13 protein-coding genes are annotated in these 14,183 nt (G+C 61.9%); 4 read left to right on the top strand and 9 right to left on the bottom strand.

Going from position 1 to position 14,183, the window contains the following annotated elements; genetic code table 11:
- Positions 1–73: 73 nt before the first annotated feature.
- Positions 74–337, bottom strand: coding sequence for a YlmC/YmxH family sporulation protein (locus D1646_RS12085; RefSeq protein WP_160636699.1), 264 nt, complete (start codon positions 335–337; stop codon positions 74–76).
- Positions 338–496: 159 nt separating this feature from the next.
- On the opposite strand from D1646_RS12085, the gene D1646_RS12080 reads away from it, so the two are divergent.
- Entirely contained in the window at positions 497–1,741 is a 1,245-nt protein-coding gene (locus tag D1646_RS12080) for a glycosyltransferase family 2 protein (protein WP_160636698.1), read from the top strand.
- A 41-nt stretch (positions 1,742–1,782) separates the two neighbouring features.
- Here D1646_RS12080 and D1646_RS12075 read toward each other — a convergent pair whose 3' ends face one another.
- On the bottom strand, positions 1,783–3,132 hold the full coding sequence (locus tag D1646_RS12075; protein ID WP_160636697.1) for an MBL fold metallo-hydrolase: 1,350 nt from the start codon (positions 3,130–3,132) through the stop codon (positions 1,783–1,785).
- 179 nt (positions 3,133–3,311) lie between these two features.
- On the opposite strand from D1646_RS12075, the gene trmD reads away from it, so the two are divergent.
- The gene (gene trmD, locus D1646_RS12070) at positions 3,312–4,064 is read left to right on the top strand and encodes a tRNA (guanosine(37)-N1)-methyltransferase TrmD (protein ID WP_160636696.1); all 753 of its coding nucleotides are present in this window, start codon (positions 3,312–3,314) and stop codon (positions 4,062–4,064) included.
- Entirely contained in the window at positions 4,061–4,639 is a 579-nt protein-coding gene (locus D1646_RS12065) for a hypothetical protein (RefSeq protein WP_160636695.1), read from the top strand. The genes trmD and D1646_RS12065 overlap by 4 nt, the downstream gene beginning before the upstream one ends.
- Before the next feature lie 3 nt (positions 4,640–4,642).
- On the opposite strand, the gene D1646_RS12060 is transcribed toward D1646_RS12065, so the two are convergent.
- The 5 genes from D1646_RS12060 to D1646_RS12040 form a co-directional block, all read right to left on the bottom strand.
- Positions 4,643–6,286, bottom strand: coding sequence for an Imm5 family immunity protein (locus D1646_RS12060; RefSeq protein WP_160636694.1), 1,644 nt, complete (start codon positions 6,284–6,286; stop codon positions 4,643–4,645).
- 11 nt (positions 6,287–6,297) lie between these two features.
- A complete protein-coding gene (locus D1646_RS12055) occupies positions 6,298–8,004 on the bottom strand; it encodes an Imm5 family immunity protein (RefSeq protein WP_160636693.1) in 1,707 nt (568 codons plus the stop codon).
- 48 nt (positions 8,005–8,052) lie between these two features.
- Positions 8,053–8,781: a YebC/PmpR family DNA-binding transcriptional regulator gene (locus D1646_RS12050; protein ID WP_160636692.1), complete on the bottom strand. Its 729-nt coding sequence runs from the start codon at positions 8,779–8,781 to the stop codon at positions 8,053–8,055.
- Between the two features lie 82 nt (positions 8,782–8,863).
- A complete protein-coding gene (locus D1646_RS12045) occupies positions 8,864–9,445 on the bottom strand; it encodes a hydrolase (protein WP_160636691.1) in 582 nt (193 codons plus the stop codon).
- Positions 9,446–9,525: 80 nt separating this feature from the next.
- Positions 9,526–10,359, bottom strand: coding sequence for a DegV family protein (locus D1646_RS12040; RefSeq protein ID WP_160636690.1), 834 nt, complete (start codon positions 10,357–10,359; stop codon positions 9,526–9,528).
- Between the two features lie 231 nt (positions 10,360–10,590).
- Here D1646_RS12040 and D1646_RS12035 point away from each other — a divergent pair, with 231 nt between their 5' ends.
- The gene (locus D1646_RS12035; protein WP_160636689.1) at positions 10,591–11,331 is read left to right on the top strand and encodes a hypothetical protein; all 741 of its coding nucleotides are present in this window, start codon (positions 10,591–10,593) and stop codon (positions 11,329–11,331) included.
- 81 nt (positions 11,332–11,412) lie between these two features.
- Here D1646_RS12035 and D1646_RS12030 read toward each other — a convergent pair whose 3' ends face one another.
- Positions 11,413–12,501 (bottom strand): hypothetical protein, encoded by a 1,089-nt coding sequence (locus D1646_RS12030; RefSeq protein ID WP_160636688.1) that lies wholly within the window; start codon positions 12,499–12,501, stop codon positions 11,413–11,415.
- Between the two features lie 253 nt (positions 12,502–12,754).
- On the bottom strand, positions 12,755–14,149 hold the full coding sequence (locus D1646_RS12025) for an MATE family efflux transporter (protein ID WP_243154146.1): 1,395 nt from the start codon (positions 14,147–14,149) through the stop codon (positions 12,755–12,757).
- Positions 14,150–14,183 lie beyond the last annotated feature (34 nt).

Raw genomic sequence — 14,183 nt, 5'->3', positions numbered from 1 at the left:
GGGACGCGCTTGCTAGTAACATAGGGCTTTGCCCGCATATGAAATACCCCCGGCTTCGCCGGGGGATATTTATTTATTCCTGCGCAGCAGATAACGGAGTGGGCCGCTCCTCCACCAAAATAATATCCTCACCGAAGCGGCGGACACAGCGCCAAGGGATATACCGGTCCTCCTCCCGTCCCAGCAGCCCGAAGAAGCGCCGCCGGCCCGGGATAACCAGCGCCCGCACCTGACCAGTCTCCAGATCCACCTCCAAATCACCTACATAGCCGTAGCGGCTGCCGTCCTCTACGCTGATTACCTCCTTATACCGCAGCTGGGCAATTCGCGTCTCCATAGCCATTCCCCCCAAATGATTTTGGTAGAGAATATGCGGTGCAGGGCCCGTCCCATGTCTTTAAGGAAAACTTTAAAAAATCTTAATCTCCCTGCCACACTGTCCTTAAAGAAGCTCTGTTATCCTTGTGGACAGAACAAACGAGAGGAGGAGCAGGACATGGATTGGATGTATCCTGCCGCGCTGGCCCTGACGGGCACGATGGGAGTATTGATGGGACTTTGGGGGCTGTGGTATCTGCTTTCCGGCTTGGCCAGTGTAAAAAAGCCGATGGACTATGGCTTTCACCCGGCTCAAACCAGGTTCGCCGTGCTGATCGCCGCCCGGAACGAGGAACTGGTGATTGGCTCGCTGATTAACAGCCTGCTCACCCAGGATTACCCGGCGGACCTGTACGACATCTGGGTCATCCCCAACAACTGCGCCGACAACACCGCCCTGGCGGCAAAGAATTTCGGTGCCAAAGTTCTGGAGTGTACCGTCCCTGTGAAGAGCAAGGGGGAGGTTCTCCGCTTCGCCTACAACCGTCTGCGGGGCCGGCAGTATGACGCCTGGCTGGTCTTCGACGCGGACAACGTGGTGGACTGCCGCTTTTTGGCGGAGATGAACAACGCCCGGCTTACCGGGGTTCAGGCGGCCCAGGGCTACCGGGACAGCAAGAATCCCTATGACACCGCCGTCTCTGGCTGCTCCTCTATCTATTACTGGATGATGGACCGTTTTCACAATGGGGGCAAAGCGGGCCTGGGTGTGTCCGCCATGATTGGGGGCACCGGCTTTATGGTGACTCAAAAGCTGCTGGACAAACTGGGCGGCTGGCACACCGACACCATCAGCGAGGACCTGGAGATCACCGCCCAGACTGTGCTGGCGGGGGAGCGGGTTGCCTATGTCCCCAAGGCTGTTACTTACGACGAACAGCCCCTCACCTGGGAGCAGTCTTTCACCCAGCGCCGCCGCTGGACCAGCGGGACCCTGCAAGTGGCCCAGACCTATCTGCCGGCTCTGGGGGAGTCTCAAACGAAGCGGCCCCGGCTGAGCCTCTTTGATTTTGAGACCACGCTGCTCCTGCCTGCTTACCAGGTGGCCGCGCTGGCGGGGCTGCTGTGTACCGCCCTCACCGCGGCGCTGGGGGGACGTACTTTGGCCCAGGCTCTGCTCCTGGGGATTGGAGGGGCGCTGGGGAATGTCGCCTGGGCAGCACTCACCGCCACGGTGGCCGCCGGGGTTGTCATAACCCTGGAGGGCAAGTGGGACCGCCGCCTGTGGAAGGGGCTGGCCGTCTACTGGCTGTTTCTGTTCACCTGGCTGCCCATTACCGCCGTCAGCTTCTGGAAAAAGACCACCGTGTGGGAGGAGATCCGTCACACCCGCGCTATGGCCCCCCAGATGCCCGGCAGATAAGGAGAACCGCCGTCCCGAAAGTGGGGCGGCGGTTTGCTGTATTACTGCACCGGCTCGAAGTCAGAGGCGGGGCGGCGGCAGATGGGACACACGTAGTCGTCGGGGAGGGTATCGCTCTCATAGATGAAGCCGCAGATTTTGCACACAAAGCCCCGGGGCTTGGCGGAGGTCTCCGCCTCAAGGGCGGGTTTCTCTCCCTTGAGATCGGCGGCCAAGGTCTGTGCCAGGGCCTCCAGCTCGGCCTCCTGCCCCGGGGCCAGGGCGGACTTGAGGGTCACAGAGACCTGAAGGAGCTCGATATTCTTCATGCCGCCCAAAATTTCCGTCATCAGCTTGCCGCTGGCGGGGGCCCAGGAGCCATTCTGAATGAGGGCCGCCTTGCGGTTTTGCAGGTTGTGGTGGGCCAGGTCCCGGAGCAGGTGCTCCATGGGATCAAATACGCCGTTGTTATATGTGGGACAGGCGAAGACGATGTGGCTGTACTTGAAGCAGTCGGACAGCACATAGGAGTAGTGGGTCACCGATACGTCGTGCATCTGGACAGGGATGCCCAGCTCGGCCAGGCGGCAGGCCAGGATGTTGGCGGCGGTCTCGGTGTGGCCGTAGATGGAGGCGAAGGGGATGACCACACCCTGGACCTCCGGTTCATAGCTGGCCCACTTCACGTACCGGTCAATGATTTGGGAGAAGTTCTTCCGCCACACGGGGCCATGGAGGGGGCAGATCATCTGGATATCTAGCTTGGAGGCCTTGCCCAGCAGGGCCATGACCTGGGGGCCGTACTTGCCCACGATGTTGGTGTAGTAGCGGCGGGCCTCATCCAGCCAGTCCCGCTCCCAGTCCACCTCGTCGGCGAAGAGGACGCCGTTCAGTGCGCCGAAGGAGCCGAAGCCGTCGGCAGAGAAGAGGATCTTGTCGGTGGAGTCGTAGCTCACCACCACCTCGGGCCAGTGGACCATGGGGGCGGCCACGAAGGTGAAGTTGTGCCGGCCGGTACACAGGGTGTCCCCCTCGTTGACCAGAATGGCGCCGGAGGGGTCTGTGGCGTGGAACTGGCGGATCATGTTGATAGCCTTGCCGTTGCAGACAATGCGGGCCTCAGGGTGGCGGAGCATCAGGTCTCCCAGGGTTGCGGCGTGGTCGGGCTCCATGTGGTGGACAAAGATATAGTCCAGGGGGCGGCCATCCAGGGCATGCTCCAGGTTTTCCAGAAACTGGGTCTGAACGGACCGGTCCACCGTGTCAAAGAGGACAGTCTTCTCATCCAGCAGCAGGTAGGAGTTGTAGGACATCCCCCGGGGGACGGGGTGAGCAGCCTCAAAGATGGGATGCTGCCGGTCGTTGGCGCCAATCCAAATCAGGTCGTCTGTGACCTTGCGGGTACAATACATTGGAAAAACCTCGCTTTCGTGCAAGAATCATGTCGCCCCATATCATAGCACATTTTTTCCGAAATTGCGAGAGCATTTTGAAGGAAGAGAAAAATTTTTCAGGCCGGCAGGAATCCGTTGAAAAAGGGGGGAAAATCCCGTATAATACTGCTGTGAATTGGAAGAAAGGCGGGGCGACCATGTACCGTATTGATATTATGACATTATTCCCCGACGTGGTGGGGGATATGCTCTGTGAGTCTGTGCTGGGCCGGGGGCAGGAGCGGGGCTACATCCGGGTTGAGTGCCACCAGATTCGGGACTACACAATGAACAAGCAGAAGCAGGTGGACAACTACCCCTACGGGGGAGGGCGGGGGGCGGTGATGCAGGCGGACCCCCTGTACCGGTGCTGGGAGCACATATGCCAGGAGGCGGGGGAGCGTGTCCACACCATCTACATGTCCCCGGCGGGGAAGACCTTCTGCCAGGCGGACGCCCGGCGGCTGAAGGAGGACTACCAGCGGCTGATTTTGGTCTGCGGCCACTACGAGGGCATCGACGAGCGGTTTATTGAGGAGTGTGTGGACGAGGAGATCTCCATCGGCGACTTTGTGATGACCGGCGGAGAGATCCCGGCTATGGCGGTGGCCGACGCGGTGTGCCGGCTGGTGCCCGGGGTACTGTCCGACCCCTCCTGCTACGAGAATGAGAGTCACTGGAACGGGATGCTGGAGGCCCCCCAGTACTCCCGGCCCGAGGTGTGGCACGACCGGGCGGTGCCTCCCATCCTCCTGTCGGGCAACCACGCCAAGGTGGAGCAGTGGCGGCGGAAGCAGTCCATTCTCCGGACCCGCCAGCGCCGCCCGGACCTGTATGAAAAGCTGGACCTGTCCTCCAAAGAGGACCAGAAGCTGCTGAAGGAGCTGGAGGAGGAGGGGACGATTCTGTGAGGCGGGAGAAATGGCAGGGATTTTTTGTCCTGCTTCTTGCGCTTGGAATGATTGGGGGAGGCGCCGCCCTGGTGTACTGTGTGTGGCGGAACCCGAACCTTGCCTCTGCTCTTGGGATGCTGTGTGCCGTTGGAGGGACAGCGTTCTGGGCCTCCGACGCCCTGACGCTCCGGTTTGCGCCGGGGCGGATTGTGGCGCGGCGCATAGACAAAGCCATCCAGGGGAAATGGAACGCCTGTCTCAGCCGCTACGGCGGCAGCGGCCAGCTGCTGGAGGAGTATCGTAAGAAGCAGCAGGAGGACGGCGAAGAAGGAGACGGCACGTTTCCTTGCACGGTTTGTGTAAGGGCCCGAGAGGGGCGCCGGGCGGTGCGCCTCTCGGGCAAGGGGCCGGCCCTCCGGGAGCTGGAGCTGAGAGAGGGGGATCAGGTGCTGCTGATTCTGACCGGTCTGATGCAGGGTGTATTTCTGCTGGGGACCTTGGAGCGTTTGGAGACAGGGCAGGAGGACTGTGAGATAGCGGTCGTCCTTCAGAAGGGGCTGATTTGCGACTGGGAGCAGGAAGTATCCCTGTGACCACTAATCCCCCTGTTCCCCCAAGGGGGTTGGGCAGACGCGGCAGGGAATGCCGTTTTTGGCCAGCTTGGCTTGGAGGGTGACCGCCTCCCGCTTCTCCAGCCCCGACAGCACAGAGAGGGTCCACTCCTTGGACAGCACCTGCTCTGCGCTTCGGACCGCCTCCTCCGCCTGCTCCGGCGTCAAATCCAGAAAGCAGACCAGCAGCCGGGATAATGTTTCCCCACAGCGGTCCAGCTCCTTGACCCGGATGTGGCACCGGCTGCGCACCACAACCCGCTCCAGGGCCCCGGCGGCGTCAAAGCGGCAGTTGGCCCAGTAGTCACTGAACGTCAGCTCTGTGGAGCCGTCCTCCAGCCTGCGGACCTGCTCTGGAAATCTCTGACAGAACTCCTCATAGGGCATCCGGCTGAAATAGACGTGAGGGCCGAACCTGGTCAAATCCACCTCATAGAGCTCCCGCTCCTTGTCCAGCCAGCAGGCCCCCTGCTCCGGGGGAAATCCGACCCAGTCGATGACCCGCAGAAGCCGGTTGTTTCCATTGAGGATTATCGAGCCCCCCAGCAGCTCGCAGGCGTTTACCGCCCGCCGCTCCAGCTGCTCCAGCAGAGCCTCCGCCCGTCCCGGCTCCTTCAAGTAGTGCTTCAGCGCCGCCTTGGGATTGACGCGGGGGGTTGGCGGGAAGCACCACTCGTGGGAGTGGTCAGGGCAGTGAAAGAGCGGGACCTCCTGGGTGATATACAAGGGCAGCTCCGCTCCAGGCAGGGGAGACTCCAGATAGTTGAAGGCCATGATGCAATCGAACCGGCGGGTCTCCTGCCTGCAAATGGGGCAGATCCCGGACTCTCCATAGATTCGGGCGGTCAGCTTGTACACGCTGGGGGTCTCGTGGATTCCCGGCAGCGTGCGGACATGGTACAGGTAGGACCCCGCCCCCAGGTAGTCGGTAAAACTCTCCAGGCTGACCTCCTCAGGCACCGGCCTGGGCGGATTCTGCCTGTCCTGAAAGGCCTTGATATATTTGGGCGGAAATTTGAAGCCCTCGAACTCCAGCAGTCTGGCGGCCTCCTCCAGATACCAGGCCCAGAACTTCATCTCCCGCACCGCCCTCTTGCCCGGGTCGCCGTCGGAGTTGGCGTCCCGCCAGGCCAGGGCGGCGTTTTTGGCCGCGTCCCAGTCGTAGGGGTCCAGGTCATCATCGGCGGCGTCCGCATAGCGGGGCTCCAGCAGGGATTCGTCGTGGAGTGCAGTTACCAAGGCGTCCCAGGCCGCTAGGGCGGCGGCGGGGGCGGAGTCGTTGGGCTCATCGTCCACAATGGACATAAAGCCGTCAATCACGCCGCTCTCCCTGTCCAGCGCCTCGGCGGTGATTTTGCCGTCCAGATAGGCCCGGACCTGCCGGATCAGCCTCTGGGGCCGCTTGTCCTCCCCGGCGTAGGCGGCCCAGATCCGGCTCACCTTTTTGGCGCAGGCCAGGGCCAGCTCCGCCCGCTTTTTCAGCGCCGGCGTGAGGGAGCAGGGGACCGGGTCGTCCTCCGGACGCTCCTCATAGGGGCCCATGGCCTCCCACAGCCTCCGGCGGGCGGGGAAGCTGAGCGTTCCGGTTTCGGCAAGCTCTTTGACCGCTTGTTCCAGCACTTCCATCATAGTTCCTCCTCTCACCGCAGCTCCGTGTCCCCCCGTTCCCCCACAGGGACGGACATGATGCGGCACTTGATGCCCCTGCTCCGCAGCTTTGCGCACAGCTCCAGGGCTTCCGCCCGGGTCAGCCCCGAGAACGGCCCCGGCTCCCCCTGCCGGAGGCCGTTCTCGCGGTAACGCGCAAGAGCCTCCTTCGCCTGGACCTGGGATAGGTGAAACTCCTCCATCAAAAAGCGGGCCACAGTGACGGAGTACGTCATATCTACCTCTAGGTGAAATCGGGACTGGACCACCACCCGCTCCAGCTTCCCGGTCCCATCCAGCCAGCAGCGGGCCCAGTGGCGTTCCATGGTGAGCTGGATACTCCCGTCCTCCAACACCTCTGTCTGGCTTGGATAGGCCTCCCGGAACTCAGCCAGGGTCAGGCCGGAGAAATAGACATGGGGGCCGAACCGGCTCAGGTCGATTTCAAGCCGCTCCTCGGTCAGCCCGGTGAGGTAGGAGGTGCGGCCCAGCCGGCCCATATCCAGGGGCACCTGCTTCGCCTCCGGGTCCAGCCAGCGTAGCCCCTGGACCCCGTCGGGGATCAGTATGTTGTGGTGGTGTTCTGTGGCCCCGTTCAGGGACAAATATCCCCCTCCGATGTCCAGCACATTGGCGGCCCGCCGTTCCAGTTCCTCCTGAAAGGCCTGGAGACGGCCCGGTCCCGCCAGATACCGCTTGAGGGCCGCCTTGGCGTTGACCTGGGCTGTTCTGGGGGTAAAGGAGCTGTCCGGACAGTTGGGGCACTGGTACATAGGGAGGGTATGGAGCAGACGGATGGAGATCCCGGTCCCCGGCAGATCCGCCTCCAGGATGTTGACGCCGTAGAAAAATTTCAGCAGGGTGGAGGTGGTCCTGCACCTGGGGCAGACGGCCTCTCTGTCCGGACAGAGGGTATGGATATCATAGGTGGGCAGCTTTTCGGCAAACTGGTTGATTCCGCCCCGGGAGACGGTGTTATGGCATTGGTAGAGTCCGCAGTCCAGAAAGGCGGTGAAGCTCTCCATGGTGACTTCCTCGGGCACCGGATGGGCCAGCTCCTGCCTGTTCTTAAAGTCCCTGACCGCCTTTTTGGGAAACTTCCAGTCCTCCATCCCAAGCAGCCGGGCGGTCTGCTCCAGATACCAGGCCCAGAACTTCAACTCAGCCACCTTCTGCTCCCCGGGGCTGGCATCCTCGTCCTGGTGGGCCCAGGCCAGAGAGGCGCACCAGGCGGCGTCCCAGTCGTAGGCGTCCAAATCAGTGTCGCCGGCATCGGCATAGTCGGGGGCCAGGAGAAATTCATCGTAAAGGACCACTGCGGTCGCCCGTTCAGCGGCGATGGCGGCCAGAGGGGCAAAGCTGTACCGCTCACCCTCCAGCTCGTTCATGTAGTCCGACTGATGCCACAGCTGTTCCAGCTGGTCCGCAGGCAGCTTGCCGCTGAGGTAGGCGTTTGCCTGCTTCACCAGCGTCTGGGGTTTTTTGTCCTCCGGATCGTAGGCCGCCCAGATCCTGCCCACCTTTTTGGCGCAGGCCAGCGCCAGCTGCGCCCGCTTTTGCAGAGGCTGGGTGAGAGGACAGGGGCTGTCCTCCTCTTGCTCCTCCCAGGGCCCCAGCGCCAGCCACAGCTTCCGCCGGGTGGGGAAGGAGAGCTCACCGGATTCCGCGGCCTCCTGGACCGCTCTCTCAAACACTTCCATTCACAGCACCTCCTATGCAGAACGGGGGCCGAAAGGCCCCCGCTTGTCTTAATCCTGATCCCAGTTGTGGTAGACGTTCTGCACGTCGTCGTTCTCCTCCAGCAGGTCGATGAGCTTTTCCATGTTCTTGATATCGCCCTCATCGGTGAGCTTGACATAGTTCTGGGGCACCATCTGCACTCCGGCCTCCAGGAAGGTGTAGCCCTTGGCCTCCAGCGCTTCGGTGACGGCGGCGAAGGCGTCGGGGTTGGTGTAGACCTCAAAGACCTCGCCGTCCGCCTGCATATCGTCCGCCCCGGCGTCCAGGGCGTCCATCATCACGGTGTCCTCGTCCAGGTCCTCAGACTCAATGACGATAACGCCCTTGCGGTCGAAGGACCAGGACACGCAGCCGGTGGCCCCCAGGCCCTTGCCGTACTTGTCCAGCAGGTGGCGCACCTCGGGCGCGGTGCGGTTGCGGTTGTCGGTGAGGGCCTCCACGATGACGGCCACGCCGTTGGGGCCGTAGCCCTCGTAGACCACGTTCTCGAAGCTGTCGGTGTTGCCCGAGCCCAGGGCCTTGTCAATGGTGCGCTTGATGTTGTCGTTGGGCATATTGGCCGCCTTGGCCTTGGCGATGACGGTGGCCAGGCGGGAGTTGTTGGCCGGGTCGCCGCTGCCGCCGGTCTTCACCGCCACGATCATCTCGCGGGCGATCTTGGTAAAGATCTGGGAGCGTTTGGCGTCCGCCGCCCCCTTGGTCTTTTGTATATTGTGCCACTTGGAATGTCCGGACATGAATATCTTCCCCTCTTTGTGTAATAAGCGGTGGTATTATACCACTGTTTGGGCCGGTTTGCAAGACCTGAGCGGTGTTTTTTCAGCCCAGTGCCGCCACTGCCGCCTCGATGGCCGCCTCCTCCGCCTGCATGGCGCGGAGGGTCATATCCAGTAGCTTGTCCAGCTCCCAGCCCAGCAGCTGGGCCCCGTTGGCGATCACATCCCGGGAACAGCCGGCGGCAAATTTTTTGTCCTTGAACTTCTTTTTCAGCGATTTCAGCTCCATATCCGCCACGCTCTTGGAGGGGCGCATGAGGGCGGCCGCGCCGATGAGGCCGGTGAGCTCGTCGCTGGCGTAGAGGACCTTCTCCATCTCGTGCTCCGGCTTGATATCAACCCGCAGGCCCCAGCCGTGGCTGGCGGTGGCGCGGATGATCGACTCCTCCACACCGGCGGCGCGCATCAGCTCCTGGGACTTCTCGCAGTGTTCCTCGGGCCACATCTCGAAGTCCAGGTCGTGGAGCAGGCCCACGATGGACCAAAAATCCGTCTCACCGGCAAAGCCCAGCTCCCGGGCATACCAGCCCATCACGTGCTCCACCGTGATAGCGTGGCGCAGGTGGAAGGGCTCCTTGTTATATTGGGTCAGCAGGTCCCAGGCCTGCTCGCGGTTCATGGACATAGAACATTCCTCCTGATGATAAAAGTTAAGAGGACGGCGGCGGCCGTCCTCTCTATTATGTGGGAAAAGGGAAACGTTTGTCAATAGGCCACCACAATCCCGCCGTCGTAGGCGTACACGGTGGTGACGCCGCCGGCCTCGGTGATAATAATGTGGGCGAATTTACACTTGGCCTCCACCATGGCCTTCACCTGAAAGGCCCGTTCCAGGCAGTTGCAGTGGCAGATGGCCAGGGTGCGGCCCACGTGGGCGGGGTCGGAGGCCATTTTATCCACCATCTTGGTCAGGGCCTGTTTGATGGTCAGGGCCTGGCCCAGCTTGCAGATCTCTCCCTCCGGAGTTGCCCCCATGAAGAGTTTGATCTTCAGCGCACCGGTCACCACGGCCTGGAGCTTGGTCAGCCGGCCGTTTTTCCGCAGGTTCTCCAGAGATTCCAGCACAAACAGGGTCTGCATATGATAGATGAACTGCTCCACCTCGGTGACAACCCGCTTGAAGGGCATCCCGGTGGAGGCCAGACGCTGGATGACCATGGCCACCAGCAGCTCGCCGGAGGCGGCGGAACAGGAGTTGAACACATGAACATTGATCTCTGGATTCTCCTCCTCCAGCAGCAGGCGGGCCTGCTCGGCGCTGTTGTGGGAGCCGCTGAGCAGGGCGGTGAGGGTGACCACATACACGTCGTCTGCCCCCTGATAGGCGTCCAGATAGGCCTGGGGAGCGGGACAGGCGGTGGAGGGAGCGTCCTCGCTCTGGCGCATGGACCACAGCAGATCGGCCTGGTCGAAGGTCTCGTCATCCACAAAGGTACTGCCGTTGGAGCGGATGGTGAGAGGGACCTTGACAAAGGTGGGGTCCTTCAGCATGGCGGGGGTCAGGTCGCAGCAGCTGTCCACTACAATTTTAAAACTCATGTATTTCATCTCCAGATGTGGTTTTTTAAATTAGATTCTGCCAATAAGTTTACCACACATTTGCACGCGTGTAAAGAAAAATAAGAGAAAATATCTTACTGCCTGGGCCGAGGGGGCAATTCCCCATAATTTTCCTGAAACACTTATCCTTTTCCAGTGTTCGGTCGATATCTAAAATATATGTTTTAAGTGGGCTACCTCAAGCGAGGAGAGGGACAGGAGGGGCGTGTTGTGAGCGTATCCGGCGTAAGCGCAGGGGGATATTGGCAGAATCCGGCGGCCTCCGGACGGGGGACGGCGGAGGTGGACGGCGAGGCGCTGGCTGCTGCTCTGCGGGAGCGGCGGGAGAGCCAGCCCAGCCTGCCCGAGATGATGAAGGAGGTTCAGCAGCGGGCTGACGAGCGGGAGCGGATGCTCAAGAAGACGAAAAATCCCTCCCGGTACGGCGACGCTCCCATGATGGCCTACTCCAAGCTGGCCCGGGCCAGGACTGCGGGGGAGGTGGACGCCGCCTCCGGCTATGCCCGACGGCAGATTGCGCGGCTGCGGGCGGCCAAGGGCAGCGACAGCGAGAACGCCGACCGGATCCAGGCGGCCATCAATCAGCTGCAAAAGGCGGTGAACCGGGCGGGGCGAAAGAAGCGGGAGCTGAGCCAAGAAAAGACCGCCGCCGCCCGCCAGGCCAGGCTGGAGAAGGAGGAGCGCATCCGAGAGGCCAAGCGCCAGCGCCAAGAGCTGCGCCGCCGCCAGGCCCAGCGGGTCATTCGGGAGGCGGGTTATCTGCGGGAGGCGGAGATTGACAACCGCCAGCAGAGCCAGCTGGCCGCCAGCAAGCTGGAGCTGCGCAATCAGATGCAGCAGCTGTCCGCCGCAGTCCAGCCTACTCTGGAGGCTGCCATCCAGGGCTACGCCGCCACGGAGGCTGCGGTGTCGGAGGCGGCGTCCACGCCGGAGGTCAGCGTGGAGGCTTGAGATGATGAAAAGGAGACAAATCGGGGGATTTGTCTCCTTTTTTGTTTGGATTGGCAGTTTTGCGGGGAAAGGGAACGGGTTTTATTTTTCCACACCCTTAGACACGTTGACAATGAAGTCCTGCACATTGGTAACGATGGTGCGCACCGACAGACTGCCCCGGTCCCGCAGCTTGTTGACGGCGAACTCGGAGATATCCACTGAGTAGAAGTATACCGGTCGGACCACTCCGTCCACGACCCGGTAGGAGGGGGTCATGTTGCCGGTGGCCACGGTGTGGAGGGTGGAGGCCATACAGATGACGGTGGTGGCCTGGCTGACCTGTGCCCGCATGGCGTCCTGCCCCTCGTACACGCTGGCGTACACCTCGGGCAGAGGACCGTCGTCCCGGACAGAGCCCACCAGCACATAGGGGACCTGGTGCTTCACACACTCGTAGATGATGCCGTCCTTCACCGCGCCGCTGTCGATGAAGGCGCTGGTGGAGCCCTGAGCGCGGACGGCATTGATGGTGTCGATGTGGTTGTAGTGGCCGTTGGGCTGGCTGCGCTGGGTGTAGATATCTTGGCCCAAGGCGGTACGCAGATAGCCCGCCTCCAGGTCGTGGGTGGCCAGGGCGTTGCCGGCCAGCAGGGCGTGGACGTAGCCCCGCCGTACCAGGGAGGCGAAGGCGTCCCGGGCATCGGCGTCGAAAGCGCAGGCGGGACCCAGTACCCAGACGATGTGGCCATGCTCCCGCTCGTAGCGCAGCAGCTCGTAGATGGAGTCGTAGTCCATGGAGTAGGCGGTCTCTCGGGAGCGGCCCTGGCGGAAGGCGAAGGTCTCCCGATCGCCGCCGTCCCCCTCCTGGAACCCGGAGGCGTGGACATAGATGCCCTGGGAGCCGTCCTCCGTGCGGCCCAGCACCACCTGGTCTCCCGCCTTCAGGTTGCGGAACTCCACCACGGCGATTTTCCCGCCGCGAAGAACGGCCACGCAGTCCATGCGGCTCTCCTCCGCCAGCAGCCACTGGCCGTCGATTTTAAAGTACTCGGGAAAGATGCTGGTGGCGTGGTAGCCCTGGGGGGCCACGCCGTCCTGGGGGGCGGGGGCCAGGCTGGCGTTGGGGGCGGACTGGAGCGGAGGGGCGTCAAACTGGGGCGGGTAATATGCGGGGAGAACGAAGGGCATAAGAGGACCTCCCATCCATCAAAAGTTTGTTGTCTTAATTATAGCATATCCGGGGGACAAAGGCAACGATAGAAAGATGTGAGATTATTTTTGGGAAGACTGTAACAAAAGGGTGGCCCGAAGAACTAATATACAGAACAGGGAGGTGAGCGCCGTGGCCCGCAGAGGAGAGGACCTCTATGAAACCCACGCCCGGCAGATATACCGCTATTTTATGAGAAGGGATTAAAAAAGAGCGCTGATGGCGCTCTTTTTATGGTTTCTCCGGCATAGAGGAGGGGTCATCCACGACCCGGCTTCCAGTCAGGTCCACCCGGCTGTAGTAGATCAGGGTGAGGACGCTGCACACCAGCCAGCCCAGGGGGTAGCCGGCGGCCACGGGCAGGGGGGTGTTGGTGATGAAGTTGGTGAGGATATAGAGATAAATCTGCCGGAACAGGACGAAGGAGAACAGCATGATATAGGTGGGAGGCTGGCTGATCCCCGCGCCCCGGAGGGAGCCGGCGTAGATCTGGTTGATGCACACCAGCACATAGCAGGGGCACAGCAGCCGCAGGAACATGACGCCGAACTCCACCACCTCCGGCTTGTCGTTGAAGAAGGCCACCAGCCAGGGGGCGGAGGGGACCACAATGGCGGCCAGGCCCAGGGCGATGCCCCAGGACAGGAACAGGGCGTATCGGGTCCCCTTCTTGGCCCGCTCCACCTGGCCGGTGCCCAGGTTCTGGCCCACAAAGGTGGTGGCGGACAGGGCCAGGGACTGGACAGGCAGCAGAAGGAACTGGTCGATTTTGGTGCAGGAGGTCCAGCCCGACATACAGTCCAGGCCAAAGACGTTGATGTAGGACTGGACGAACACGTTGGAGAAGGAGGTAATGGCCATCTGGAGGGCGGAGGGGATGCCGATGCGGACGATCTGCCCCAGGATGTGCAGGGAGAGGCGCAGGTCCCGCAGCCGCAGGCGGATACAGGCCTCACTGCGGGAGAGGACAAGGAGGATAAGCACCGCCGAAATGGCCTGGGCCAGAATGGTGGCGTAGGCGACCCCCTCCACGCCCATGCCCAGGCCGATGACGAAGGACAGGTCCAGGACGATGTTCAGCAGGGTTGAGATAACCAGGAAGTAGAAGGGCCGGTTGGAGTCCCCCACCGCCCGGAGAATGCCGGAGCCCATGTTGTACAGCATCAGCCCCAGCACACCGGCGAAGTAGATGGTCAGGTAGGTGGTGGCCTCGGGCACGGCCTGGAGGTCGGTTTTCATCAGCCGGAGCATGGTGGGAATAACTAGGATGCCCGCCCCGGTGGTGACGACGCCCAGGATCAGGGTCATCACCAGAGAGGTGTGGACGGTCTCGTGTACCTTGTCAAACTTTTTACCCCCATAGTACTGGGAAATGACCACTCCGGCGCCGCTGGAGAGCCCCAGGAAGAAGCCGATCAGCATGTTGATAATGGGGGTTACGGTGCCCACGGCGGAGTAGGCCGCGTTGCTGACGTACTTGCCCACAACCCACAGGTCCACGGTGTTGTACAGCTGCTGAAACAGGTTGCCCAGCAGCAGGGGGACGGCGAAACGGACCAGATGGCCGATCACGTTGCCTTGGGTCATATCTACAGAATGTCCTGCCCTCTTTGTCAGTGCGGACAAGATGATCTACCTCCTAACATGGTGATTCCCTTGA

It is taken from the genome of Pseudoflavonifractor sp. 60 (assembly GCF_009911645.1).
GTDB lineage: Bacteria > Bacillota > Clostridia > Oscillospirales > Oscillospiraceae > Lawsonibacter.
Note: the sequence above shows the minus strand (reverse complement) of the source record. Positions and strands in the feature narration are given on the sequence as shown.